This window comes from Streptomyces sp. AMJ-169 (assembly GCF_055597585.1).
In genome coordinates this window covers 374181-400408 of record NZ_JBVLTJ010000006.1, presented here as the reverse complement: position 1 = coordinate 400408, position 26228 = coordinate 374181, and the positions used below count along the sequence as shown (strand labels likewise).

Sequence of the window (26228 nt, the reverse complement as noted above, 5' to 3'; positions counted from 1 at the left end):
AAAGGGGCGCGGGACTGTACCTATAGCGGCTCCGCCGCGGGGCGCGACAAGCCACGAAGCACCCGCAGCCGCCAAACAAGCGAACCACCCGAGCTACTAGGCCCCCCTCCCCGCGAACCCTCGGAGAGCGTCGGCTAGGGTTTGCTCCGCATAAACATCCAAACCCCTGCCCGACGCAGGGCGGCGACCGACCAGCGAGAAGGCAGGCCGCAGCCAACCCGCGCGGGCGAGACTCTCGGGAAGGCGCTACGTGAGTCCCAACGGCTCCGACCGCTCGCCGCGGCGCCCGATGCGGCGGAAGCTGCTCCAGGCAATGACCGCGGGCCTGGTCCTGGCGACCGCCACCGGTTGCACATACAAGGACTTCCCCCGCCTTGGTATGCCCACCCCCACAACGGAAGAGGCTCCGCGGATCCTCTCTCTGTGGCAGGGGTCCTGGGCAGCCGCGCTGGCCACCGGCGTGCTGGTGTGGGGCCTGATCTTGTGGAGTGCTTTCTTCCACCGGCGCAGCCGCACCAAGATCGAGGTACCTCCGCAGACCCGGTACAACATGCCGATCGAGGCGCTGTACACGGTGGTCCCGATCATCATCGTCTCGGTCCTGTTCTACTTCACGGCCCGCGACGAGACGAAGCTGCTCAGCCTGGAGAAGAAGCCGGACGTCACGGTCAACGTGGTCGGCTTCCAGTGGAGCTGGTGCTTCAACTACATCGAGAACGTCGACGGTTCGACCGGCGACGCGAAGACCGACGCGAACCTGGCCGCGATCCCGGACCGGTTCAAGAAGGACTTCCCGGCGGCCGCGGGCGGTGTCTACACCTGCGGTGTCCCCGGTGAGCGCAACCCGCAGACCAACAACCCGGGCCCGACCCTGTGGCTGCCCGAGGGCAAGACGGTGCGCTTCGTCCTGACCTCGCGTGATGTCATCCACTCCTTCTGGGTGGTGCCGTTCCTCATGAAGATGGACGTCATCCCGGGCCACACCAACTCGTTCCAGGTGACCCCGAACAAGGAGGGGACCTTCCTGGGCAAGTGCGCCGAGCTCTGCGGCGTCGACCACTCCCGGATGCTGTTCAACGTGAAGGTCGTCTCCCCCGAGCGCTACGAGCAGCACCTCAAGGACCTCGCCAAGAAGGGGCAGACCGGTTACGTTCCCGCGGGCATCGAGCAGACGTCCCACGAGAAGAACCGGGAGACGACAAACCTGTGAGCATCCTCAACGAACCCCAGGGTGCCGCGGCTGACTCGTACGAGAACGAGCTGCCGGTCCGGCGCAAGCAGCCCGGCAACGTCGTGGTCAAGTGGCTCACCACCACCGACCACAAGACGATCGGGACGCTCTACCTCGTCACGTCGTTCGCGTTCTTCTGCATCGGCGGCGTCATGGCGCTGCTGATGCGCGCCGAGCTCGCCCGGCCTGGTCTCCAGATCATGTCGAACGAGCAGTTCAACCAGGCGTTCACGATGCACGGCACGATCATGCTGCTGATGTTCGCGACGCCGCTGTTCGCCGGCTTCACGAACTGGATCATGCCGCTCCAGATCGGTGCCCCGGACGTCGCCTTCCCGCGGCTGAACATGTTCGCCTACTGGCTGTACCTGTTCGGCTCGCTCATCGCGGTCGGCGGCTTCCTCACCCCGCAGGGCGCGGCCGACTTCGGCTGGTTCGCCTACAGCCCGCTGTCGGACGCGGTCCGCTCGCCGGGCATCGGCGCCGACATGTGGATCATGGGTCTGGCCTTCTCCGGCTTCGGCACGATCCTCGGCGCGGTCAACTTCATCACCACGATCATCTGCATGCGCGCTCCGGGCATGACGATGTTCCGTATGCCGATCTTCGTCTGGAACGTGCTGCTGACGGCCGTTCTGGTGCTGCTCGCCTTCCCCGTGCTCGCCGCCGCGCTCTTCGCGCTGGAGGCGGATCGGAAATTCGGGGCACATGTCTTCGATGCCGCGAATGGCGGGGCATTGCTGTGGCAACACCTCTTCTGGTTCTTCGGCCATCCAGAGGTGTACATCATCGCCTTGCCGTTCTTCGGCATCATCTCCGAGGTCATCCCGGTCTTCTCCCGCAAGCCGATGTTCGGCTACATGGGCCTGGTCGGCGCGACCATCGCGATCGCCGGTCTCTCGGTGACGGTGTGGGCGCACCACATGTACGTCACCGGCGGTGTGCTGCTGCCGTTCTTCTCGTTCATGACGTTCCTCATCGCCGTCCCGACGGGCGTGAAGTTCTTCAACTGGATCGGCACGATGTGGAAGGGCTCGCTGTCCTTCGAGACACCGATGCTCTGGGCGACCGGCTTCCTGATCACCTTCACCTTCGGTGGTCTGACCGGTGTCATCCTGGCCTCGCCGCCGATGGACTTCCACGTCTCCGACTCGTACTTCGTGGTGGCCCACTTCCACTACGTGGTGTTCGGCACGGTCGTCTTCGCCATGTTCTCCGGCTTCCACTTCTGGTGGCCGAAGATGACCGGCAAGATGCTCGACGAGCGGCTCGGCAAGATCACGTTCTGGACGCTGTTCGTCGGCTTCCACGGCACCTTCCTCGTCCAGCACTGGCTGGGCGCCGAGGGCATGCCGCGCCGGTACGCCGACTATCTGGCGGCCGACGGCTTCACCGCGCTGAACACGATCTCCACGATCTGCTCGTTCCTGCTCGGCCTGTCGATCCTGCCGTTCTTCTACAACGTGTGGAAGACCGCCAAGTACGGCAAGAAGGTCGAGGTCGACGACCCGTGGGGCTACGGCCGTTCGCTGGAGTGGGCGACCTCCTGCCCGCCGCCGCGGCACAACTTCCTCACCCTGCCGCGGATCCGCAGCGAATCCCCGGCGTTCGACCTGCACCACCCGGAGATCGCCGCGCTCGACCAGCTTGAGCACGCGGGCGCGGGCGCCGGTGCCATCGCGGGCGGCAAGGAGGCCGGCAAGTGAAGGTCCAAGGCAAGATGTTCGTCTGGCTGAGCGTCTTCGTGCTCGCCATGGCGATCGTCTACGGCGTGTGGTCGAAGGAGCCGGTCGGTACGACCGCCCTGTTCCTGTCCTTCGGCCTGTGCATCATGATCGGCTTCTACCTGGGCTTCACCGCCCGGCGGGTCGACACGGGCGCGCAGGACAACATGGAGGCCGATGTCGCGGACGACGCCGGTGAGCTGGGCTTCTTCAGCCCGCACAGCTGGCAGCCGCTCGCCCTCGGCGTCGGCGGCGCGCTCACCTTCCTCGGGGTGGCCGTCGGCTGGTGGCTGGTGTACTTCGCCGTCCCGGTCATCATGATCGGCCTGTTCGGCTGGGTCTTCGAGTACTACCGCGGTGAGAACCGCACCCAGTAACACCCCGCGGTACCGCTGAGGCCGGACCCTCCGTCAAGGAGCGTCCGGCCTCACGCTTTTCGCGGCACGAAGCCCCGCCGGCCCCCGTCCGCCCCCGTTCGCCGCAGCCCGCGTCCCCCGTCCGAGTGACCCGGCGCGCCGCATCCCGGGACGCTTCCTACCGTGAAGCCATGACCCACCTGAGCCCCGCTCCGCGTCACCGCACCGTCGTCGGCTGCACCCTGCTGGTGTGCGCCCTGGCCGCGGGCGCCAGCGCCTGCGGCTCATCCGGCCATCCCCTCGCGGAGCGTCCCTTCGACGCGACGAAGCAGGTCGTCTTCGGGAGCCTCAACCCCAAGGGCGGCAAGGCGGACCCCGACAAGCCCCTGGAGGTCACCGCCAAGGACTCCGAGGGACCGATCACCGACGTGACCGCCGTGGACGGCTCAGGGCGCTTCGTGGCGGGCGAACTCGCCGCCGACGGCCGCAGATGGCACAGCACCGAACCGCTGGCCGCCAACGCCCACTACACGGTCCGCGTGAGCACCGAGAACTACGAGGGCGAACCCGGCCGCCGCGTCCTCACCTTCGACACCGGCGCCCCCACCTCCAAGAAGCGCCTGGAGGTCACCCTCGGCCCCGACAGCGGCACGTACGGCGTCGGACAGCCCGTCACCGCCCAGCTCGACGCCGCCGTCAAGGACCCCGCCCAGCGGGCCGTCGTGGAGCGCGCCCTCAAAGTCGACTCCACCCCGTCCGTCGCGGGCGGCTGGCACTGGGTCGACGACAAGGAACTCCACTACCGGCCCAAGGAGTACTGGCCCGCCGGCGCCAAGGTCCGCGTGCACAGCACCCTCGACGGCATCAAGGTCGGCGACCGGCTCTGGGGCACCAAGTCCAAGGACGTGAGCCTGACGATCGGCGACAAGGTCGTCGCCGTCACCGACGCCTCCGCGCACTCCATGACCGTCTACAAGAACGGCGAGGAGATCAACGAGATCCCCGTCACCACCGGCAAGCCCGGCTTCGAGACCCGCAACGGCGTCAAGGTCGTGCTCGGCAAGGAGTACTTCGTCCGTATGCGCGGCACGACCGTCGGCATCTCCGCCGGCTCCTCCGAGGGCTACGACCTCCCCGTCTACTACGCCACCCGGGTCACCTGGAGCGGCGAGTACGTCCACGCCGCCCCCTGGTCGATCGACTCCCAGGGCTCCGCCAACGTCTCCCACGGCTGCACCGGCATGAGCACCGGCAACGCCGCCTGGTTCTACGAGAACGTCCGCGAGGGCGACGTCGTCAAGGTCATCAACAGCTACGGCGACGAGATGGAGCCCTTCGGCAACGGCTTCGGCGACTGGAACGTCAACTGGAAGGAGTGGCAGGAGGGCAGCGCGTTGACGGGGAAGAAGGGCGCTCCGCGAGAGACGGCGAGGCTGCGTCCGGCGGCGGTCTGAGCCCCCCTCAGGCGCTCTGGAGCCGCTTCTGACGCAGCAGCGACGCCAGGGCGCCCGCGAACTCCACCGGCTCCACCGGCAGCGTCACAGCGGCGTCAGCGCGGCTCCACGTCGCCAGCCACGCGTCCTGGGGGCGCCCCATCAGCAGCAACACCGGCGGGCACTCGAAGACTTCGTCCTTGATCTGGCGGCACAGCCCCATCCCGCCCATCGGCACGGCTTCCCCGTCGAGGACGACCACATCGATGCCCCCCCGGTCCAGCTCCCGCAAAACCGCCGCAGGCGTCGCGCATTCGATGAAGGAGACCGACGGGACGTCAGGGGCCGGGCGGCGGCCGGTGGCCAGCCGTACCTGTTCCCGGGTGGTCGAGTCGTCGCTGTAGACCAGGACGGTGGCGGTCGGCTGCATCGTTCCTCCGTAGACATCGGCGTCGGCGTCGTCAAGGAAAGCTCCGTCCGGCCGGATGCTACTCCTCACGACGTCCCGCTGAACACCACGTCAACACCGGTCCGGCGGGCAATGACACTCCGAACGGCACCCCCGAGGTGAGGGCGGGATAAGCGACCGACATAATGTCGGTCGTGGCGACAGCAACGACAGCAGAAACCGGGCACGCGCACCCGTCGGTCAACCGGCCGAACCTCACCAGCGTCGGAACCATCATCTGGTTGAGTTCCGAGCTGATGTTCTTCGCGGCCCTCTTCGCGATGTATTTCACCCTCCGATCGGTGACCGGGCCGGATCACTGGAAGGAGATGGCGAGCCATCTCAACTTCCCGTTCTCGGCGACCAACACCACGATCCTGGTGCTCTCCTCCCTCACCTGCCAGCTCGGCGTCTTCGCCGCCGAGCGCGGTGACGTGAAGAAGCTCCGGGGCTGGTTCATCATCACGTTCGTGATGGGTGCGATCTTCATCGGCGGCCAGATCTACGAGTACACCGAGCTGGTGAAGGAGGACGGCCTCTCGCTCTCCTCCGACCCCTACGGCTCGGTCTTCTACCTGACCACCGGCTTCCACGGGATGCACGTGACGGGCGGTCTGATCGCCTTCCTGTTCGTCCTCGGCCGTACCTACGCCGCCAAGAGGTTCACCCACGAACAGGCGACCGCGGCCATCGTCGTGTCCTACTACTGGCACTTCGTCGATGTCGTCTGGATCGGACTCTTCGCCACGATCTACATGATCAAGTAGCCGGGACCGATCCCGCCCGCGTCCCCCGACGAATCGGGACGACGCATTCCCAGAAGCATCGACGCAGAAGATCCTGACACCGGGGTAATCCGTGAAAAAGCTCTCCGCACGACGACGCCATCCACTGGCGGCGCTCGTCGTCCTACTCCTCGCGCTGGCGTGCACGGGGGGGCTGTACGCCGTGTTCGCGCCCGCGGACAAGGCGCAGGCTGACGAAACCGCCCAGTCCCTCACCATCGACGAGGGCAAGAAGCTCTTCGCCGTTGGCTGCGCAAGCTGCCACGGCACCGGCGGTCAGGGCTCCTCCGACGGTCCGAGCCTCGTCGGCGTGGGCGCCGCGGCCGTCGACTTCCAGGTCCGCACCGGCCGCATGCCGGCCGCGACCTCCCAGGGCGCCCAGGTGCCCCGGAAGAAGGTCATCTACAGCCAGGCGCAGACCGACCAGCTCGCCGCGTACGTCGCCTCCCTCGGCGCCGGCCCCGCCGTCCCCACCGAGGCCGAGTACGGCCCCGAGGGCGCGGACATCGCCAAGGGCGGTGAGCTGTTCCGCAGCAACTGCGCCCAGTGCCACAACTTCACCGGCAAGGGCGGCGCCCTGACCCACGGCAAGTTCGCGCCGACCCTCGACGGCGTGGACCCCAAGCACATCTACGAGGCCATGCAGACCGGCCCGCAGAACATGCCGTCCTTCGGTGACACCACGCTCTCGCCGCAGAACAAGAAGGACATCATCGCGTACCTCCACGCGGTCAACGGCGACGACACCGTCAACCCCGGTGGTCTGGAGCTCGGCGGTCTCGGCCCGGTCAGTGAGGGTCTGTTCGCCTGGATCTTCGGTCTCGGCGCGCTGATCGCGGTCGCCGTCTGGGTCGCCGCTCGGACCGCAAAGGCCAAGAAGTCATGAGTAGCCAAGACATTCCCGAAGAGAAGCTCCCTGCCGAGCAGGAGCACGCGCACGGCGCGGTAGGGATCGCGGACGAGGAGAACCCGTTCGCCGACCCCGGTATGCCGCCCCACGAGCACCGGATCCAGGACATCGACGAGCGGGCCGCCAAGCGGTCCGAGCGCACGGTCGCCCTGCTGTTCACGGTCTCGATGCTGGCCACCGTCGGCTTCATCGCCTCCTACGTCAGCATCCCCCACGACAAGTCGGTCTTCGTCTTTCCGATCGGCCACATCAACGCGCTGAACTTCGCGCTGGGCGTCACCCTCGGCCTGGCCCTGTTCTGCATCGGCGCGGGCGCCGTCCACTGGGCCCGCACCCTGATGTCCGACGTCGAGATCGCCGACGAGCGCCACCCGATCGAGGCCGCCCCCGAGGTCCGTGCGAAGGTCCACGCGGACTTCAAGCAGGGCGCCAAGGAATCGGTCATCGGCCGCCGCAAGCTGGTCCGCAACACGATGCTCGGCGCGCTCACCCTGGTGCCGCTCTCCGGCGTCGTCCTCCTGCGCGACCTCGGCCCGCTGCCCGGCACCAAGCTGCGCACCACCCTGTGGGCCAAGGGCAAGCTGCTCGTCAACATGAACACCAACGAGCCGCTGCGCCCCGAGGACGTCGCGGTCGGCTCGCTCACCTTCGCCAAGCCCGAGGGCCTGGAGGAGACCGACCACGAGTTCCAGACCGAGATCGCCAAGGCCGCCCTGATGATCGTCCGGATCCAGCCGGAGAACATCAAGGACAAGCGCGAGCTGGAGTGGTCGCACGAGGGCATCGTGGCCTACTCGAAGATCTGCACCCACGTCGGTTGCCCGATCTCGCTCTACGAGCAGCAGACGCACCACGTGCTCTGCCCCTGCCACCAGTCCACCTTCGACCTCTCCGACGGCGCGCGGGTGATTTTCGGCCCGGCCGGCCACGCTCTGCCGCAGCTGCGCATCGGCGTCAACGGCGAGGGCTACCTTGAGGCGCTCGGCGACTTCGCGGAGCCCGTCGGTCCTGCCTTCTGGGAGCGCGGATGAGCACTACCACCACCACCGGCTCGCGCGAAGAGCGCGGGAAGGCACCGGCCGGCGAGCGCATCGCCGACTGGGCCGACGGCCGGCTCGGGATCTACTCCCTCGCCAAGGCCAACATGCGCAAGATCTTCCCCGACCACTGGTCGTTCATGCTGGGCGAGATCTGCATGTACAGCTTCCTCATCATCATCCTGACGGGTGTCTATCTGACACTGTTCTTCCACCCGTCGATGAACGAGGTCGAGTACCACGGCGCCTATGTCCCGCTCCAGGGACAGCTGATGTCCGAGGCGTTCAACTCGACGATGCACATCTCCTTCGAGGTGCGCGGCGGTCTGCTGATCCGGCAGATCCACCACTGGGCGGCGCTGATCTTCGTCGCCGCGATGATGGTGCACATGATGCGCGTCTTCTTCACGGGCGCGTTCCGCAAGCCGCGTGAGGTCAACTGGCTGTTCGGCTGGCTGCTGCTGGTGCTGTCGCTGTTCACCGGCTTCACCGGCTACTCGCTCCCCGACGACCTGCTCTCCGGCACCGGCGTGCGGTTCATCGAGGGCGTGCTGCTGTCGATCCCGATCATCGGCACGTACCTGTCGTTCTTCATCTTCGGCGGGGAGTTCCCCGGCGGCGACTTCGTGGCCCGCTTCTACTCGGTCCACATCCTGCTGCTGCCCGGCATCATGCTCGGCCTGATGGTGGCGCACCTGATCCTGGTCTTCTACCACAAGCACACGCAGTTCGCGGGCCCCGGCAAGACGAACAACAACGTCGTCGGCATGCCCCTGCTGCCCGTGTACATGGCGAAGGCCGGCGGGTTCTTCTTCCTCGTCTTCGGTGTCATCGCGGTCATCGCCGCGGTCGCGCAGATCAACCCGATCTGGGCGATCGGCCCCTACCGCCCCGACCAGGTGTCCACGGGCGCCCAGCCGGACTGGTACATGGGCTTCGCCGAAGGCCTCGTCCGCGTCATGCCGGGCTGGGAGATCGACTTCGCGGGCCACACCCTCGTCCTGGGTGTGTTCATCCCGATCGTCATCTTCCCGCTGGTCCTCGTCGCCATCGCCGTCTACCCCTTCATCGAGTCGTGGGTCACCGGCGACAAGCGCGAGCACCACATCCTGGACCGGCCGCGCAACACCCCGACCCGCACCGGCTTCGGTGTGGCCTGGCTGACCGCGTACTTCGTGATGCTGATCGGTGGTGGCAACGACCTCTGGGCCACGCACTTCCACCTCTCCATCAACGCGATCACCTGGTTCGTCCGGATCGGCTTCTTCGTCCTGCCGGTCCTCGCGTTCATCGCCACCAAGCGGATCTGCCTCGGCCTCCAGCGCCGCGACAAGGACAAGGTGCTGCACGGCCGCGAGACCGGCACCATCAAGCGCCTGCCGCACGGTGAGTTCATCGAGATCCACGAGCCGCTCACCCAGGAGCAGCTGCACACCCTCACCGCGCACGAGCAGTACGAGCCGGTCGCCGTCGGTGCGGGCACCGACGAGAACGGCGTCCAGCGCAAGGTGAAGGGCGCGGAGAAGCTGCGCGCCAAGCTCAGCGAGGCCTACTACGGCGAGGAGTCGCAGATCGCGAAGCCGACCGCCGATGAGTACAAGGAGATCACGAGCGGCCACGGCCACCACTGATCCATAGTCTGTCGCCACACAAAGGCCTCGTCCGCTGGGGGTCCCCCCTGCTCTTTGGAGCTTGGGGGAGGACGGGGCCTTCGTCATGCTTCTGGCTGGATAGGGTGGGTGCTGCAAATGCACCCGATGCATACGCGACATTCTCGACGACATTCAGGAGCGGCCGTATGAGCGCTGTGACCCCCGCCGGAGGCGACACCGCGGCGGCCCGTTCCTGGCCCGAGGTACTGAACGCCCTCCTGTCCGGCCAGGACCAGAGCGCGGACGCGACCGCGTGGGCGATGGACCGCATCATGCGCGGCGAGGCGACGGACGCGCAGATCGCCGGGTTCGTGGTGGCGCTGCGGGCCAAGGGCGAGACGGTGGAGGAGATCACCGGCGTCGTCCGCGCGATGTACGAGCACGCCAACACCATCGAGGTGAGCGGCCGTACCGTCGACATCGTCGGGACCGGCGGCGACGGCGCGCGGACGGTGAACATCTCCACGATGTCGGCGCTGGTGGTGGCCGGCACCGGCGCGAAGGTCGTCAAGCACGGCAACCGGGCCGCGTCTTCGGCGTCGGGCTCCTCGGACGTCCTGGAGAAGCTGGGCGTCAACCTGGACCTCACCCCCCGGCGGGTGGCGCAGGTCGCGGAGGAGGCCGGGATCACGTTCTGCTTCGCGGTGAAGTTCCACCCGGCGCTGCGCCATGTGGCCGCCGCGCGCGGCCAGTTGGGCATCCGTACGGTCTTCAACGCGCTCGGCCCGCTGACCAACCCCGCGCGGGTGAAGTCCCAGGCGATCGGCGTCGCCGACCCCCGCCTGGCCCCGATCATCGCGGGCGTCCTCGCCGACCGGGGCAACTCGTCGCTGGTCTTCCGGGGCGACGACGGCCTCGACGAGCTGACGACGACGTCGACGTCCCGGGTCTGGACGGTCCGCGACGGCAAGGTCACCGAGGAGAGCTTCGACCCGCGTTCGGTGGGCCTGGAGCTGGTCCCCGTGGAGGCGCTGCGGGGCGGCGACCCGGCGTACAACGCGGAGGTCGCGCGCAGGCTGCTGGACGGGGAGAGGGGGGCGGTGCGGGACGCGGTGCTGCTCAACTCGGCGGCGGCGCTGGTCGCGCTGGACCCGACGGACGCCTCCCTCGCCGAGCAGCTGTCCGCCGGGATGGCGAAGGCGGCCGAGTCGATCGACTCGGGGGCGGCGAAGCGGGTGCTGGAGCGCTGGGTGGCGGCGACCAACAAGTAGGGCTTCTTATGGGCGCTGTCCCGCGATCCGGACACGGGTTGCGGGGCGGCGATCACTTCACGTACTTTCTTGCACCAGGTCATGAGTGACAGTCATGAGGCCCCGGCCGACTGTCCGGCAACCCTCCGTCCGTGGCGGGGTGCCCCGGGTGAAGACCAGGCCGTGGGCAGCGAGGTCCACGGCAAGCGCGGGCCCCTCCCGACACCCAGGGGTCCTGGTCGTCGAGGAGCCTTCCGTGAGCAAGCGAATGCGATAGGGCCGAAGAGCCCCGCCTCCGCGCACCCTCTTCTCTCCCCCTCAGCAGGACTCCCTTCCCGGGGCTCCCCTCGGTTTGTCCTGCCCTTCCTCACGGAGCTTCGCCATGTCTGCGCCCACCCTTGCCCCCGCCCCGTCGCTTTGTGCCCCCCTGGCCGTTCTGGGGGCAGATGTCACCGTCCCGCTGGTCACCGGCGGCGAGGTCACTTATGCGGCCCTCGACTACGCCGCCAGCGCCCCGGCGCTGAAGCGGGTGTGGGACGACGTCGCCGCGTACGCCCCCTACTACGGCAGCGTCCACCGCGGCGCCGGCTACCTCTCGCAGCTGTCCACCGACCTCTTCGAGAACGCCCGCAGGACGGTCGCGCGGTTCCTGGACTGCCGCGAGGACGACGACCTGGTCTTCACCCGCTCCACCACCGACTCCCTGAACCTGCTGGCCAGGGCGGTCCCGGCGGACTGCCAGGTGTACGTCTTCGAGACCGAGCACCACGCCTCCCTGCTCCCCTGGAAGGACGCCCAGGTCACCTGCCTGGACGCGCCCCGCACCCCGGAGCAGGCGGTCGAGACGTTCGCGCGGGCGCTCGCCGCGCGGGACACGGACGGCCCGGCGCTGCTGTGCGTCACCGGCGCCTCCAACGTCACCGGCGAGCTGTGGCCGGTCCGCGAACTCGCGGCGACCGCGCACGCGCACGGCGCCCGGATCGTCCTGGACGCCGCCCAGCTCGCCCCGCACCACCCGGTGAGCGTGCGCGACCTGGACGTCGACTGGGTCGCCTTCTCCGGGCACAAGCTGTACGCCCCCTTCGGCGCCGGGGTCCTGGCCGGCCGCGCGGACTGGCTGCGCGCGGCGGAGCCGTACCTCGCGGGCGGCGGGGCGAGCCGGACCGTGGGGCGGCGGGCCGACGGGGGAGTGGAGGTCGAGTGGCACGACAGCGCCGCCCGGCACGAGGCGGGGTCCCCGAACGTGATCGGCGCCTACGCGGTCGCCTCCGCCTGCGAGGCGCTCACCGAGGCCGGCTTCGACCGCCTGGTCGCCCGTGAGCGCCAGCTGATCGCCGCCGTCCGCGACGGCCTCGCCGCCGTGCCCGAGGTCCGCGTCCTGTCCCTCTTCGGCGACGACGCCCCCCGCGTCGGCGTCATCTCCTTCGTCGTCGACGGCTGGAACAGCTCCCACTTCGCCGCCGCCCTCTCCGCCGAGTACGGCATCGGCGTCCGCGACGGCCTGTTCTGCGCCCACCCGCTGGTGCACACCCTGCTGGGCGCGAACGCCGCACCGGCGGGCGAGTGCGGCGAGTCGACGTCCCTGAACGCGCTCCGCGTCAGCTTCGGCGCGGGGACGCCGGACGAGCACGTCGAGCGGTTCGTGACGGCGGTGCGGGAGCTGGTCGCGAACGGGGCGCGCTGGACGTACCGCACGGAGAACGGCCGCTGCGTGCCGGCTTCTTGAGACCGCGGCGGCTTGAAAGCTTAAGAGTCCAGCCCGATCGCGAACGCCGCCTCCAGGTCGTGCTGCGAGTACGTCCGGAACGCCACGTGCGTGTCCGTCGCCTCCACCCCGGGAATCCTGCTGATCTTCCCGGGGATGACGTCGGCCAGCTCCTCGTGCTCGCGCACCCGGACCATCGCGATGAGGTCGTACGTCCCGGTCACCGAGAACACCTCGCTCACGCTCTCCAGCGAAGCGATCCGCTCCGCGATCTCCGGAATCCGGTCCACGCTGGTCTTGATCAGGACGATCGCGGTGATCACGGCTGCTGCTCTCCCTCGGGGGCGGGTGCTGGGGCGGCCCCAACTGTAGTCGTACGGCGAAAACGCGCCCACGCGTAGCCGAAGCCCAGGAAGAAGCCCACGACGTGGGCCAGATAGGCGACCCCAGGGCCGTCCCCGGTGGCGCGTCCGGCGGCGATCCACTGGAGGGCCGCCCAGAACGGCAGCACGAGCCAGGCGGGGAAGCGCAACGGGAGAAAGAACAGGAACGGCAGGAGACTGGTGACGCGGGCCCTGGGGAACAGATACAGAAACGCTCCGAGGACCGCCGAGATCGCCCCCGACGCCCCCACGAGGGACTGCGCGGACGACGCGTTGGCGGCGGCGTACCCCAGCAGGGCGAGGCAGCCGCACCCGGTGTAGAAGAGGCCGAACTCCAGCCGTCCCACGCGCTCCTCGGCCAGCGCCCCGAAGACGTAGAGGAAGAGCATGTTCCCCAGCAGATGCACCCAGCTCCCGTGCACGAACAGCGCGGTCAGCGGGGTCAGCGCGGCCCGCGCGGAGCCCTCGAAGAGTTCGTCCGGCACGACGCCCCAGCGGTGGAAGTAGGCCTGCTGCGCCGTGAGCAGCGCGTCCCCGCGGCCGTACCCGGGATTGAGGCCCGACGCCGGGCCGATCACGAAGACCAGGCAGCACGCCGCGATCAGTCCGTACGTCACCGGCGCCGCGGGCCGGGTGACCGCCCTGCCCGCCGCCGCTCTCCAGTCGCCGATCATGACTACAGAGCATGACGTAATCGCACGAATACCCCCAGGTCGCCTCGCCGCTCCGGACGGACGGGCGGCGACTTGCCGCCAGGCCGTAGGGTTACGGCCAGCACGCGCCCGGGGAGCGAATCCGGCGCGTGCTGTGCGACAAGAACAGCTGCGACAAGAACAGACCCGACACGAGAAGGAGCGGACGGTCACGATGACGGTTCCCCTGCCGACGGCCACCACCCGCTGGCGCTGCACGCTGTGCGGCAACCTGACCCGGTTCGACGTGACCCGCTCCTCGAAGGTCGTGGAGTACCTCCACCTGGACCTGGCCGGTGAGCCGAAGGTCGAGGAGCGCGACGTGGTCAGTGAGACCATCGAGTCGGTGCGGTGCCGCTGGTGCAACGCGCTGGATCAGGTGGAACTCGTGGACAGGCCGGGCGCCGACTCCTGAGAGGGAGCGGCCCCGCACGGCAAGTGGGGTGTGACGGATGGGTGGGACCGATGGCGGGGGGCCGGGCGACGGCGCCGCTGAGGTGCTCGACCGTCCCCTGCCCGACGGCGTGCGCCGCCGGGTCGTACAGATCGTCTCGGACGGCTTCGGCGGGCTGACCGTCGGTGAACTGCCCGCCCAGCTGCGGCAGTACGCCCGGTTCGCGCCGAACCGGCGGGCGAAGTTCGCCGGGAACGCGATGGCGTCGGCGCTGGAGAGCGACGCGCTGTTCAGACAGCGCATCGGGGAGAAGCTGCGCGAGGCCCAGCCGGAGCTGGCCGCCGCCCTCGACTCCGGCGCCCCGCCCCCGGCCGCCGACCCGCTGGACGTGGCGGCGGCCGCCTATGTACTGCGCCCCACCGGCTGGGTGAAGCTCGTCACCGCCGCCGGCGAGGAGGCTCAGCGCGCGGACGCCGAGCGGGCCGACGAGGAGAGCCGGGCCGAGCTGGAGCGGCTGCGCGAGCAGCTGGGCCAGGCCCGTGAGCAGACCCGCGCCGAGACCGAGCGGCTGCGCGCCGAGCTGGACGCGGCCCGGCGGGAGGCGGAGAGCCTGCACCGCAAGCTGCGCTCCGCCCTCAGCGACGTCAAGCGCGGCGAGGCGGCCCTGCGCAAGATCCAGGGCGAGATCGAGGCCGTCCGCACCGACGGCCAGGCCCAGGTCTCCGCCGCCGAGAGCGAGTCGCGCCGGCTGAAGGCACGCCTCGGCGAGGTCGAGGCCGCCCTGGAGGCCAGCCGCCGCGCCGCCCGCGAGGGCCGCAGCGTCGAGGACATGCGGGTACGGCTGCTGCTGGACACCGTCCTGGAGGCCGCGCAGGGGCTGCGCCGCGAACTCGCGCTGCCGCCGGTGTCGGTGCGGCCCGCGGAGACCGTGGACGCCGTCGAGCCCGGCCGGATGACGCCGAAGGACATCGCCGCGCGCGCCCTGTCGGAGCACGATCCGGCCATTCTCGATCAGCTGCTCGCGCTGCCGCAGGCCCACCTCGTCGTCGACGGCTACAACGTCACCAAGACGGGATATCCCCAAATGCCCCTGGAAAAGCAGCGGTTGAGGCTTCTCGGGCAGCTCTCCAGCCTCGCCGCGCAGACCGGCGCCGAGGTGACGTGCGTCTTCGACGGTGCGGAACTGGCCGCGCCGGTGCTGCTGGCGCCGCCGCGCGGGGTCAGAGTGCTGTTCTCCAAGCCCGGGGTGACGGCCGACGAACTGATCCGCCAGCTGGTCCGGGCGGAGCCGCCGGGCCGGCCGGTCATCGTCGCCTCCACCGACCGTGAGGTGGCCGACGGCGTCGCCAAGGCGGGCGCGCGGCCGGTGGCGTCGGCGATGCTGCTGAAGAGACTCTCCTGAGTCTACTCACGGTCAAGTAAACGTCACCCATGGTGAGTTGATTGCAAATTCTGCATTGCGCGACCGACTTTTTTCGCCACGGGATTTGAACTGATCACAGTCGGGTCACTAGGGTCTCGGTTCGAACCCCGTACGGGTGATCGGTCCTCCTATTCGCTGATCGCCTTGTCTTGGTGATCAGTCAAACGAAGGAGCCCGTCTCCGTGGCGTCCCACCGTCGACCCAAGCCGCCGTCCCGCACCCGCGTGACCGTGCTGACCACCGCAGCCGCCGCTGCCGTCGCCTTCAGCGCCAACGCGGCGAACGCGGCGCCGAGCGAGAAGCCGTCCAAGGACGAGGTCAAGACGAAGGTCGACAAGCTCTACGAAGAGGCCGAGCAGGCCACCGAGGCCATGAACGGCGCGTCCGACAAGGCGGGGAAGCTCCAGAAGGAGATCTCCACCATCCAGGACAACGTCGCGCGCGGCCAGGAAGAGCTGAACGCCCTGCGGGACTCCATAGGCCTCGCCGCCGCCGCGCAGTACCGCACGGGGAACATCGACTCCTCCGTCCAGCTGTTCCTGTCGTCGAACCCCGACGACTACCTGGACAAGGCGTCCGCCATGGACCAGCTCAGCGCCCAGCAGGTCGAGGCGCTGAAGAAGATCCAGGAGAAGCAGCGCCAGCTCGCCCAGGACCGCGCCGAGGCCACGGACAAGCTCGCCGACCTCACCTCCACGCGCACCGAACTGGCCAAGAAGAAGAAGGAAATCCAGGGCAAGCTCNGTCCGCCATGGACCAGCTCAGCGCCCAGCAGGTCGAGGCGCTGAAGAAGATCCAGGAGAAGCAGCGCCAGCTCGCCCAGGACCGCGCCGAGGCCACGGACAAGCTCGCCGACCTCACCTCCACGCGCACCGAACTGGCCAAGAAGAAGAAGGAAGTCCAGGGCAAGCTCGCCGACGCGCAGAAGCTCCTGAACTCCCTCACCGCCGCCGAGAAGGCCGCCCTCGCCGAGGACGACGCCCGCGCCAGCCGCAGCGCCAGTGAGCGCGTGGACCTCGGTGACGTCGGCTCCGCCTCCAACCGCGCCGCCGCCGCCTTCTCCGCCGCCCAGTCCCAGCTCGGCAAGCCGTACGTCTACGGCGCCACCGGCACCGCCTCCTACGACTGCTCGGGCCTCACCTCCTGGGCCTACGCGCAGGCCGGCATCACCATCCCGCGCACCTCCGAGTCCCAGGCCAACGCCGGTACCCGGATCTACGACAAGAGCCAGCTGCGCGTCGGCGACCTGGTCATCTTCTTCAACGACCTCCACCACGTCGCCCTCTACGCGGGCAACAACACGGTCATCCACGCCCCGCGCACCGGGACGGTCGTCCGCTACGAGTCGATGGACACCATCGGCGGCCCCTTCATGTTCGGCGTGAGGATCTGACAGCAGGCGCCACACCCCCCGAACGGGTGGTTGCCGACACAGTGCGCTGACGCTCCGCCCCGGCCCCGACCTGCGTATGGGCCGGGGCGTCACCGTCCGTGCCCGCGTGGGTCTTTGGCCTCCCCCGTCCCACAGGGCTACTGTCTGCCGCGTTTCCTCGTCCGTCAGCGGAAGGAGTGCGGCTTCCCGTGGGGTCCCATCGCAGCGTTGCACCGGTGTCCGGGTTCAACAGAGGCGCGGGCGCCGCCCTCTGCGCGCTCTCCGCCGCGGCGGCGGCCTTCGGCGCCGTCCCCGCGCACGCCGCACCGGGCGGCGACACCCGGGCCGAGGTCGACCGGCTCTACACCGAGGCCGAACGCGCCACCGAGGCCTACAACAAGGCCGACGAGAAGGCCGACGTCCTGCGCCGCCAGGTCACCGAGGCCCAGGACCGCATCGCCCGCAAGCAGCAGGAGATCAACACCCTGCGCGAGAAGCTCGGCATGCTCGCCGGCGCCCAGTACCGCGCGGGCGGCATCGACCCCTCCCTGGCGCTGCTGTTCTCCGACGACCCCGACGACTACCTCGCGAAAGCCGGCCTGATCGACCGCATCACCGCCCACCAGGCCGGCGAACTGCGCGAACTCCAGCTCGCTATGCGCGAGCTGGCCCAGGAACGGGCCGAGGCCGCCGGCAAGCTGGGCGAGCTGGAGACCACCCGCAAGTCCGTCGCCGGCCACAAGAAGACCGTCGAGCACAAACTCGCCAAGGCCCGCCGGCTCCTCAACTCCCTCTCCCAGGCCGAGCGGTCCGCCTACGACCACGTCTCCCGCTCCGGCCGCGAGGACATGCCCTACCTCGGTGGCGGCGAGGCCTCCTCCGGACGGGCGGCGGAAGCCGTCGCGGCGGCCCGCTCGGTCCTGGGCCGCCCCTACATCTGGGGCGCCACCGGCCCGTCCGGCTTCGACTGCTCCGGCCTGATGCAGTGGTCGTACGCGCGGGCCGGAGTCCACCTCCCGCGCACCTCCCAGGCCCAGCAGCACGCCGGCCGCCGCGTCCCGCTCTCGCAGGCTCGCCCCGGGGACCTCGTGACGTACCGCAACGACGCCAGCCACGTCGGCATGTACGTCGGCAACGGCCAGGTCATCCACGCCCCCTACCCGGGCGCGCCGGTCCGCTACGACCCCGTCAACATGATGCCGATCACGGCCGTCACCCGGCCGTAGGAGAGCGGTGGCCCGTACGATCGGCGAGATGACGGACGGACACAGGGCGCGCGCGGCGGGGGTCGTCTCCCTGTGCCTGGCCGCCCTCGTCTCCTGCACGGCCACCATCGACGACGGCGGCGCCACCCGCGCCGACGTCCAGGCCCTCCTCGACAAGCGCGCGGTCGCCGTCCTCGCCCACACCGGCTTCCCGGCCGTACGGGCGCTGCCGCTCGCGCAGTGGTCGTACAAAGTCACCGACGTCCACCCGGACGGGGACAGCGCGAGCGCGGACGCCGAGCTGAGCTACCGGGTCCAGGGGTACGACAGCGCGCCGGTGACCGCCGAGCGGACGGTCACGCTCCGGCGGGACGCCCAGGGGGTGTGGGGGATCGTCGGCGAGGCGCCCGCCGCGAAGGCCGGGCAGCAGCTGTGGGACCAGGGGACGGTGAGCGTCGTCAAAGGGGCGCACAGTCTGGTGCTCGGCGCCGGGCAGTCCGAGGAGACGCTGAAGGAGTTCGCCGGGCTCGCCGACAAGGCCGTGCCCGCCGTCACCGCCGCGTGGGGCGCCGACTGGGTGCGGCACGTCGTCGTCCTCGTCCCCGGCTCCCTCACCGGCATGGCCGGGCTGCTGGGCTCGCCCGCCGACAACTACAAGGGCATCGCGGCCGTCACCACCGGCGAGACCGGCGCCGGCGTGAAGGCCCCGGCCGACCGGATCGTCGTCAACCCCGACGCGTACGGGCTGCTGGGACCCGTCGGCCGCCAGGTCGTCCTCACCCACGAGACCACCCACGTCGCCACCCGCGCCCACACCGACGCCGCCACCCCCCTCTGGCTCTCCGAGGGCTACGCCGACTGGGTCGGCTACCACGGCACCGACCGCACCCCCGAGGAAGCGGCCCCCGAACTGCGCAACGCGGTCCTCGCCGGCAATGTCCCCGCCGCCCTCCCCACCGACGCCGACTTCGGCTTCGCGGGCGACGCCACCCGGCTGGCCCAGGCGTACGAGGGCGGCTGGCTGGCCTGCCGGATGATCGCCGACGACTGGGGGGAGGCGGAGCTGAACGCCTTCTACCGGGCGGTCGGGGCGCATGGGCAGCGGGCGGGCGCGGTGGAGGGGGCGTTGCGGAGCGTGCTGGGGATCTCGGAGGAGGAGTTCGTGGGGCGGTGGCGGGAGTACCTCAAGGGGCAGCTGGGCGGGTAGGGACGCTTGCGGCGGGGGCTGCCTCAAGGGGCGCTTTCTTCAAGGGGCGGGCTGCCTCAGGCAGGGCCTCAGGCCGACGAGGCCCGCGCCTGCGCCGTCTCCCGCGCCCGTACCGGCGCCCGCTCGTCCCCCGCCGCCGTCGACCTCCACAGCCGCGCCCCCGCCGTCACCGTCGCCGCCAGCAGCAGCCCGTTGCGCAGGAACATCAAGGTCACCCCCAGCGGCGTACTGGCGACGACCTCCGCGAAGTACACCGGGAACTCCAGGACCGTCACCAGCGAGGCCGCCAGGACCAGGCCGGCCGGCAGGCCCATGCGGCTGCCTCGGAAGCACAGGCAGACCGCCGCGAGCCCGACCAGCCAGACCAGGTACTGCGGGCTGATGACCCGGCTGGTCAGGGTGAAGACGAGGACGGCGGTGAAGGCCGCGTCCGCCGGGGTGTGGACGTGGAAGCGGCGGGCCGTCAGCCGCCACAGCAGGAGCCAGCCGAAGCCGAGCGCGCTGAGCACCAGCGCCGCCGTGCTGACCGCCTTCACTCCGGACCCCAGGAACTCCACCGACCCGTAGTTCAGCCGGACTTCGCCGTCCCACCCGAACTGCCGGGCCACATGGAAGACCAGCGCGCCCAGCGACTCCACCTCGGTGCCCCGGTCCCGCTGGAACGTGACGAACGCGAACGCGCCCGGCATCGCGAGCACGGCCACTCCGGCCACGGCCGCAGCGCCGAGCGCCGCCGACAGCCACGCCCACTTCCGGGTGACACCGGCGAGCAGCAGCGCGGGCCACACCTTCAGCAGCGCCCCGAACCCGATCAGCGCCCCCATCACCTTGGGCTGCCGGACCCCGGCGGCCAGCGCGGCCACGGCGACGGCGGTCACCATCACGTCGTAGCGGGCGTACACGGTCGGACCGAGGAGCGGCAGGCCCACGGCCCACACCCAGACCCCGCGCGGCGACCGGCCCGGCCGGGTCCCCGCGTCCAGCAGCAGACTCAGCACAACGAGGTCGGCGACGAACGCCAGAACGAAGAACGCCGACGTGTAGTCGAGGAACGGCAGCAGCGCCGGGGCCAGGACCGGGAGGGCGGCGGCGGGCGGGTACTGCCAGGTGACGTCGTCCAGCGGGAACGTTCCGGTGCGCAGGACGTCGTACCAGCCCTGGTAGGTCACCGACACGTCCGAGGTGACGTCGGGGCCGGGGAAGACCAGCACCTTGAAGACGAACAGCAGCAGGAGGAGGCGGCTGACGCCCCATACGGCGAGCGGGGCCGCCAGCGGTCGCCGCATGTCCGTGTCGTGCACCTTCGCCCCTGTCCGTCCGCCGCTGGAGTGCGGGACACATCCTCTCCCGCCGGACTGTGCGAGAGCCATGAAGCGCGCCCGGAGCGCCTGGGCTACGCTCGGCCGCGATGGACAAGACGCTGATCGTCACCAACGACTTCCCGCCCCGGCCGGGCGGTATCCAGGCCTTTCTGCACAACATGGCGCTGCGCCTCGACCCCGGCCGGGTGGTGGTCTACGCGTCCACCTGGAAGCGGGGGCGCGAAGGCGCCGAGGCGACGGCCGCCTTCGACGCCGAGCAGCCGTTCACCGTCGTCCGCGACCGTACGACGATGCTCCTGCCCACCCCCCGGGCGACCCGGCGCGCGGTGTCGCTGCTGCGCGAACACGGGTGCGCGTCCGTGTGGTTCGGGGCCGCCGCGCCGCTCGGGCTGATGGCGCCCGCGCTGCGCAAGGCGGGCGCGCGGAAGCTGGTCGCGACCACCCACGGGCACGAGGCGGGCTGGGCGCAGCTGCCCGTCGCGCGGCAACTCCTGGGCCGGATCGGGGAGTCGACGGACACGGTCACCTACCTCGGCGACTACACGCGGGCGCGGATCTCGCGCGCGCTGTCGGCGGACGCGGCGCTGCGGATGGCGCAGCTGCCGCCGGGGGTCGACGAGAAGGTGTTCCACCCGGGCTCGGGCGGCGCCGAGGTCAGGGCGCGGCTCGGGCTGACGGACCGGCCGGTCGTGGTGTGCGTGTCCCGGCTCGTCCCGCGCAAGGGGCAGGACACGCTGATCCGGGCCATGCCGCGCGTCCTGGCCGCCGAGCCGGACGCGGTGCTGCTGATCGTCGGGGGCGGGCCTTACGAGAAGGACCTGTGGCGGCTGGCCGCCGAGACGGGGGTCGCCGGCTCCGTCCGCTTCACCGGTGCCGTCCCCTGGTCCGAGCTGCCCGCGCACTACGGCGCCGGCGACGTCTTCGCGATGCCGTGCCGGACCCGGCGCGGGGGTCTTGACGTCGAGGGGCTCGGGATCGTCTACCTGGAGGCGTCGGCGACCGGGCTGCCGGTCGTGGCCGGGGACTCCGGGGGCGCGCCGGACGCGGTGCTGGACGGGGAGACCGGGTGGGTCGTGCGCGGGGAGTCCGTCGAGGAGACGGCTGAGCGGGTGGTGGTGCTGCTGGGGGACGCGGAGCTGCGGCGGCGGATGGGGGAGCGGGGGCGGCGCTGGGTCGAGGAGAAGTGGCGCTGGGACCTCTTGGCGGAAAAGTTGAAGACGCTGCTCTAGCCTCAGGGCGGAAGCGCGCCGATGCTCCGCACATGACAGCCAAACTGACACAGCGTCAGCTGACAAGACGTCAGATCCTTGGTATGGCCGCCCTCCAGACGGCGGCCACCCTCGGCTTCACCCGGGTCGCCCTCCAGTCCGCCCACGCCGAGGAATCCGCGGCCACCGACAACTCCCCGGCGATCGTGGTCGGTTCGGGCTACGGCGCCGCCGTCGCCGCGCTCCGCCTCGGCCAGGCCGGCATCCGCACCCTCGTCCTGGAGATGGGCCGCCTGTGGAACACGGCCGGCGCCGACGGCAAGGTCTTCTGCTCCACCGCCGACCCCGACAAGCGCTCCATGTGGTTCCGCACCAGAACCGAGGCCCCGCTCGCGACCTTCCTCTGGCTGGACGTCGTCAACAGGGACATCACCCCCTATCCCGGCGCCCTTGACCGCGTCCACTTCGACGGCATGTCCGTCTACGTCGGCCGGGGTGTCGGCGGCGGCTCCCTGGTCAACGGCTCGATGGCCGTCACCCCTCAACTGGCCTATTTCACCGAGCAGTTCCCGACGGTCGACGCGACCGAGATGTACGGCACCTACTTCCCGCTGGCCCGCACGATGCTCGGCGTCAACTCGATCGACCCGACGTGGTTCGAGTCGACGCCGTGGTACCAGTTCACCCGCACCTCGAGAAAGGCCGCTCTCAACACCGGCCTGAAGACCACCTTCGTGCCCAGTGTCTACGACTTCGGCTACATGCGGCAGGAGGCCGCGGGAACGGCCCCGAAGTCGGCCCTCGGGCAGGAGGTCATCTACGGCAACAACTACGGCAAGCGCAGCCTCGACAAGTCCTACCTCGCCTCCGCGCTCGGCACGGGGAACGTCACCCTCCACTCGCTGGAGAAGGTCACCTCCATCAGCCGTGCGAGCGACGGGAGTTGGGTGCTGGGCGCGGACCGGATCGACGAGACGGGGGCGGTCGTCGAGAGCAAGAGTTACGGGTGTACGTACCTGTTCCTGGGCGCGGGAAGTCTTGGGACAACTGAACTCCTCCTGAAATCAAGGCAGTCGCTCCCCGCGCTCGACGTCAGCGTCGGCTCCGGCTGGGGCACCAACGGGAACGTCATGCTGGGCCGCGCCAACCACCTCTGGGACACCACCGGCGCCGATCAGTCGACCATGCCGGTCATGGGCATCGACGACTGGTCCAACGCCGACAACCCGGTCTTCGCCGAAATGGCCCCGCTGCCCACGGGACTCGAGAACTGGGTCAGCCTCTACCTGGCGATCACGAAGAATCCCCTGCGCGCCAGCTTCTCCTACGACAACGGTGTGCTGTCGCTGAGTTGGGGCGCCGAGCAGAGCGCCGTGTCGGTGAGCATGGCGAAGAAGCTGTTCGACCGGATCAACGCGGCCAACGCCACGATCTACCGCTACGACCTGTTCGGCACGCCCAGCAAGGTCTTCGCCGACGACTTCTGCTACCACCCGCTGGGCGGCTGCGTGTTGGGGCGGTCGACGGACAACTATGGCCGGGTGAAGGGGTATTCGAAGCTGTACGTCACCGACGGCTCGCTGGTGCCCGGGAACATCGGCGTGAACCCGTTCCTGACCATCACGGCGCTCGCGGAACGCACGATGGCGCGGGTCCTGGTGGAGGACACCGCGCCATGAATCGTGCCGCTCTGTAGGGCTACTTGGCGTAGATCGCCTCGATCTCGGCCGCGTAGTCCTTCGCGACCACGCCCCGCTTCAGCTTCAGCGACGGCGTGAGATGGCCTGAGTCCTCCGTGAACTGGGAGGAGAGAATGCGGAACTTCCGCACCGATTCCGCCTTCGACACCGCGGCGTTGCCGTCGTCGACGGCCCGCTGGACCGCCGCCACCAGCTCCGGGTCCTCGCGCAGCGACGCCGCGGTGGAGCCCTCCGGTTTGCCGTGCTCGGCGGCCCAGCGGGCCAGGAACTCGTCGTCGAGGGTGATCAGGGCGCCCACGAAGGGCCGGCCGTCGCCGACCACCATGCACTCGGCGACCAGGGCGTGCGCCCGGATGCGGTCCTCGATCACGGCCGGGGCGACGTTCTTGCCGCCGGCGGTGACGATGATCTCCTTCTTGCGGCCGGTGATGGAGAGGTAGCCGTCCTCGTCGAGGGTGCCGATGTCCCCGGTGTGGAACCAGTTGTCGGCCAGCGCCTCGGCGGTCGCGGCCGGGTTGTTCCAGTACTCCTTGAACAGGTGCTCGCCGTGCAGCAGCACCTCGCCGTCGTCCGCGATCCGTACGACCGAGCCGGGCAGCGGCTGGCCGACCGTACCGATCTTCTGCCGGTCCCACGGGTTGAACGCGGTCGCCGCGCAGGACTCGGTGAGGCCGTAGCCCTCCAGGACGGTGAAGCCGATGCCGCGGAAGAAGTGGCCGAGGCGCTCGCCGAGCGGGGCGCCGCCGGAGATCGCGTACTCGCCCTTGCCGCCGAGGACCGCGCGCAGCTTGCTGTAGACGAGCTTGTCGAAGACCTTGTGCTTGATCCGCAGGCCGAGCGACGGGCCCGAGGGCAGGTCGAGGGCGCGGCTGTACTCGATCGCCGTGTCGGCGGCCCGGTCGAAGATCGCGCCCTTGCCGTCGGCCTGGGCCTTCGCGCGGGCCGAGTTGTAGACCTTCTCGAAGACGCGCGGCACCCCGAGGATCAGGGTCGGCCGGAACGCGGCCAGCTCGTCGGTGAGGTTCTTGATGTCGGGGACGCAGCCCAGCTTGATCGGCGCCATCATCGGCGCGACCTGCACGAGCCGGCCGAAGACGTGCGCCAGCGGCAGGAACAGCAGCACGCTGCACTCGCCGGTGCGGAACAGGGGCCGCAGCCGCTCGACGACGTTGCCGCACTCCGCGAAGAAACTCCGGTGCGTCAGCACACAGCCCTTGGGCCGGCCGGTGGTGCCCGAGGTGTAGACGATCGTCGCCGGGTCGTCGGCCTTCGCCAGCGAGCTGCGCTCCTCGACCGTGCGGTCCGAGACGTCCCGCCCGAGCCGGCCCAGCTCCTCGACCCCGCCCGCCTCGATCTGCCACACGTGCTTCAGCGCGGGCAGCGACTCGCGCACCGACTCGACGGCCGCCACATGAGTGTCCAGCTCGACGACGCAGGCGGTCGCGCCCGAGTCGGAGAGGATCCAGCCGACCTGCTCGGGGGAGCTGGTCTCGTACACGGGGACGGTGACCGCGCCCGCGCTCCAGATCGCGAAGTCCAGCAGCGTCCACTCGTACCGGGTCCGGGACATCAGGCCGACCCGGTCGCCCGGCTGCACCCCGGCCGCGATCAGGCCCTTGGCGGCCGTGTGCACCTCGGCGAGGAACGCGGTGGCGGTGACGTCCTGCCAGGCCCCGCCCACCTTGCGGGCGATCACGGCCGTCTCCGGGTGCTGCGCGGCGTTTCTGCGGACGATGTCGGTGAGGTTGCCGTCCGCAGGGACCTCGTACAAAGCCGGAAGGCTGAACTCGCGCAAGACTGCTGCTCCTCATAGGGCGCCGGCGCCACGACGTTGTGCGATGCGGCGGTGCGGTCCAAGGCTCGGTGGACTGCCCGGACGTTACCCGCCGGTATGACTCTCCGACAGGGGGGCCCGGCGAGATGTTCGACGCGTCACACAGGTAGCTGTTGCTGTCCGTACGGTAGTCCACCGACTTGCCGACCGGCCAGTAACCGCAGTTCGGAACGTCACTGTTCACCGCAGTCGCACAGGCCTACCCTTGATCGACATGGCATCCACACGCATTCACGTGGTGAGCGACGTGCACGGCAACGCCGAGGCCCTCGCCCGCGCCGGGGAGGGCGCCGACGCGCTGCTCTGCCTGGGGGACCTGATCCTCTTCCTCGACTACCGCGACCACTCCCGCGGCATCTTCCCCGACCTCTTCGGCGCCGAGAACGCGAGCCGGATCGTCGAACTGCGCACCGCCCGCCGCTACGCGGAGGCCCGCGAGTTCGGCCGGAAACTGTGGGAGCGGATCCCCGGCGAACGCGCCCAGATCATGGAGGGCGCCGTCCGCAGGCAGTACGCCGAGCTGTTCGCCGCCTTCCCGGCCCCGACGTACGCCACCTACGGCAACGTCGACATGCCGCACCTGTGGGCCGAGTACGCGGGCGAGGGCGTCACCGTCCTCGACGGCGAGCGCGCGGAGATCGGCGGCCGGGTCTTCGGCTTCGTCGGCGGCGGCCTCAAGTCCCCCATGAACACCCCCTTCGAGATCAGCGACGAGGAGTACGCGGCGAAGATCGAGGCGGTCGGCGAGGTCGACGTCCTGTGCACCCACATCCCGCCCGAGGTCCCCGAGCTGGTCTACGACGTCGTCGCGCGCCGCTTCGAACGCGGCAGCAAGGCGCTGCTGGCCGCGATCCGGCGCACCAAGCCCCGTTACTCCCTGTTCGGCCACGTCCACCAGCCACTCGCCCGGCGGATGCGGATCGGCGCCACCGAGTGCGTCAACGTCGGCCACTTCGCGTCCGCCGGCGAGCCGTGGGTCCTCCAGTGGTGAGGCTTTCCCGGTCAGGGGAGTGAAGG

22 protein-coding genes, 1 pseudogene and 1 riboswitch are annotated in these 26228 nt (G+C 70.0%); of the genes and pseudogenes, 18 read left to right on the top strand and 5 right to left on the bottom strand.

Translation table 11 applies throughout. From position 1 onward, the window contains the following. The first annotated feature begins 250 nt into the window (after window positions 1-250). From ctaC to ACYUD3_RS17815, 4 genes are all read left to right on the top strand, one after another. Window positions 251-1210, top strand: coding sequence for an aa3-type cytochrome oxidase subunit II (gene ctaC, locus ACYUD3_RS17830; RefSeq protein WP_470970672.1), 960 nt, complete (start codon window positions 251-253; stop codon window positions 1208-1210). Next, window positions 1207-2937, top strand: a complete 1731-nt coding sequence (gene ctaD / locus ACYUD3_RS17825; RefSeq protein WP_470970669.1) for an aa3-type cytochrome oxidase subunit I — start codon at window positions 1207-1209, stop codon at window positions 2935-2937. Before ctaC ends, ctaD begins: the two co-directional genes overlap by 4 nt. Beyond that, window positions 2934-3332 (top strand): cytochrome c oxidase subunit 4, encoded by a 399-nt coding sequence (locus ACYUD3_RS17820; protein ID WP_470970667.1) that lies wholly within the window; start codon window positions 2934-2936, stop codon window positions 3330-3332. The genes ctaD and ACYUD3_RS17820 overlap by 4 nt, the downstream gene beginning before the upstream one ends. A gap of 170 nt (window positions 3333-3502) precedes the next feature. After that, window positions 3503-4765 carry a L,D-transpeptidase gene (locus ACYUD3_RS17815; RefSeq protein WP_470970665.1) on the top strand — a complete coding sequence of 421 codons (1263 nt, stop codon included), beginning with the start codon at window positions 3503-3505 and terminating at the stop codon, window positions 4763-4765. A 7-nt stretch (window positions 4766-4772) separates the two neighbouring features. On the opposite strand, the gene ACYUD3_RS17810 is transcribed toward ACYUD3_RS17815, so the two are convergent. Then, entirely contained in the window at window positions 4773-5174 is a 402-nt protein-coding gene (locus ACYUD3_RS17810; protein ID WP_470970662.1) for a response regulator, read from the bottom strand. 164 nt (window positions 5175-5338) lie between these two features. Between ACYUD3_RS17810 and ctaE the strand changes: the two genes are divergently transcribed. The 6 genes from ctaE to ACYUD3_RS17780 all read left to right on the top strand — a co-directional run bounded on the left by ctaE (window position 5339) and on the right by ACYUD3_RS17780 (window position 12492). Further along, window positions 5339-5959: an aa3-type cytochrome oxidase subunit III gene (gene ctaE / locus ACYUD3_RS17805; protein ID WP_470970660.1), complete on the top strand. Its 621-nt coding sequence runs from the start codon at window positions 5339-5341 to the stop codon at window positions 5957-5959. Between the two features lie 91 nt (window positions 5960-6050). After that, window positions 6051-6863: a cytochrome bc1 complex diheme cytochrome c subunit gene (gene qcrC, locus ACYUD3_RS17800; protein WP_470970657.1), complete on the top strand. Its 813-nt coding sequence runs from the start codon at window positions 6051-6053 to the stop codon at window positions 6861-6863. Continuing rightward, a complete protein-coding gene (qcrA, locus tag ACYUD3_RS17795; protein WP_470970655.1) occupies window positions 6860-7918 on the top strand; it encodes a cytochrome bc1 complex Rieske iron-sulfur subunit in 1059 nt (352 codons plus the stop codon). Before qcrC ends, qcrA begins: the two co-directional genes overlap by 4 nt. Continuing rightward, complete coding sequence (qcrB, locus tag ACYUD3_RS17790) at window positions 7915-9555, top strand: cytochrome bc1 complex cytochrome b subunit (RefSeq protein ID WP_470970652.1); 1641 nt, start codon at window positions 7915-7917, stop codon at window positions 9553-9555. Before qcrA ends, qcrB begins: the two co-directional genes overlap by 4 nt. A 167-nt stretch (window positions 9556-9722) precedes the next feature. After that, window positions 9723-10787, top strand: a complete 1065-nt coding sequence (trpD, locus tag ACYUD3_RS17785; protein ID WP_470970650.1) for an anthranilate phosphoribosyltransferase — start codon at window positions 9723-9725, stop codon at window positions 10785-10787. Between the two features lie 77 nt (window positions 10788-10864). After that, window positions 10865-10981, top strand: a riboswitch (SAM riboswitch). 167 nt (window positions 10982-11148) lie between these two features. Then, entirely contained in the window at window positions 11149-12492 is a 1344-nt protein-coding gene (locus ACYUD3_RS17780; RefSeq protein ID WP_470970647.1) for an aminotransferase class V-fold PLP-dependent enzyme, read from the top strand. A 20-nt stretch (window positions 12493-12512) separates the two neighbouring features. Here ACYUD3_RS17780 and ACYUD3_RS17775 read toward each other — a convergent pair whose 3' ends face one another. Next, the gene (locus tag ACYUD3_RS17775; RefSeq protein ID WP_470970645.1) at window positions 12513-12794 is read right to left on the bottom strand and encodes an Lrp/AsnC family transcriptional regulator; all 282 of its coding nucleotides are present in this window, start codon (window positions 12792-12794) and stop codon (window positions 12513-12515) included. After that, window positions 12791-13528 carry a rhomboid family intramembrane serine protease gene (locus tag ACYUD3_RS17770; protein WP_470970642.1) on the bottom strand — a complete coding sequence of 246 codons (738 nt, stop codon included), beginning with the start codon at window positions 13526-13528 and terminating at the stop codon, window positions 12791-12793. Before ACYUD3_RS17770 ends, ACYUD3_RS17775 begins: the two co-directional genes overlap by 4 nt. A gap of 193 nt (window positions 13529-13721) precedes the next feature. Here ACYUD3_RS17770 and ACYUD3_RS17765 point away from each other — a divergent pair, with 193 nt between their 5' ends. The 5 genes and pseudogenes from ACYUD3_RS17765 (at window position 13722) to ACYUD3_RS17745 (ending at window position 19147) form a co-directional block, all read left to right on the top strand. Next, window positions 13722-13961: a hypothetical protein gene (locus tag ACYUD3_RS17765; protein WP_470970640.1), complete on the top strand. Its 240-nt coding sequence runs from the start codon at window positions 13722-13724 to the stop codon at window positions 13959-13961. Between the two features lie 37 nt (window positions 13962-13998). Next, window positions 13999-15342 carry an NYN domain-containing protein gene (locus tag ACYUD3_RS17760; RefSeq protein WP_470970637.1) on the top strand — a complete coding sequence of 448 codons (1344 nt, stop codon included), beginning with the start codon at window positions 13999-14001 and terminating at the stop codon, window positions 15340-15342. A gap of 203 nt (window positions 15343-15545) precedes the next feature. Next, window positions 15546-16756: pseudogene (locus ACYUD3_RS17755) on the top strand (C40 family peptidase). Window positions 16757-16944: 188 nt separating this feature from the next. Continuing rightward, a complete protein-coding gene (locus ACYUD3_RS17750; protein WP_470970635.1) occupies window positions 16945-17961 on the top strand; it encodes a C40 family peptidase in 1017 nt (338 codons plus the stop codon). A gap of 28 nt (window positions 17962-17989) precedes the next feature. Further along, entirely contained in the window at window positions 17990-19147 is a 1158-nt protein-coding gene (locus ACYUD3_RS17745; protein ID WP_470970633.1) for a hypothetical protein, read from the top strand. Between the two features lie 68 nt (window positions 19148-19215). Here the strand turns inward: ACYUD3_RS17745 and ACYUD3_RS17740 are convergent, their stop codons facing one another. Beyond that, complete coding sequence (locus ACYUD3_RS17740) at window positions 19216-20448, bottom strand: glycosyltransferase 87 family protein (protein WP_470970630.1); 1233 nt, start codon at window positions 20446-20448, stop codon at window positions 19216-19218. Between the two features lie 107 nt (window positions 20449-20555). Between ACYUD3_RS17740 and ACYUD3_RS17735 the strand changes: the two genes are divergently transcribed. Continuing rightward, the gene (locus ACYUD3_RS17735; protein WP_470970628.1) at window positions 20556-21698 is read left to right on the top strand and encodes a glycosyltransferase family 4 protein; all 1143 of its coding nucleotides are present in this window, start codon (window positions 20556-20558) and stop codon (window positions 21696-21698) included. A 32-nt stretch (window positions 21699-21730) separates the two neighbouring features. Then, window positions 21731-23356: a GMC oxidoreductase gene (locus ACYUD3_RS17730; protein WP_470970626.1), complete on the top strand. Its 1626-nt coding sequence runs from the start codon at window positions 21731-21733 to the stop codon at window positions 23354-23356. 19 nt (window positions 23357-23375) lie between these two features. Here ACYUD3_RS17730 and ACYUD3_RS17725 read toward each other — a convergent pair whose 3' ends face one another. After that, entirely contained in the window at window positions 23376-25172 is a 1797-nt protein-coding gene (locus ACYUD3_RS17725) for an AMP-dependent synthetase/ligase (RefSeq protein WP_470970623.1), read from the bottom strand. Between the two features lie 274 nt (window positions 25173-25446). Between ACYUD3_RS17725 and ACYUD3_RS17720 the strand changes: the two genes are divergently transcribed. After that, on the top strand, window positions 25447-26202 hold the full coding sequence (locus ACYUD3_RS17720) for a metallophosphoesterase family protein (protein WP_470970977.1): 756 nt from the start codon (window positions 25447-25449) through the stop codon (window positions 26200-26202). Window positions 26203-26228: the final 26 nt, after the last annotated feature.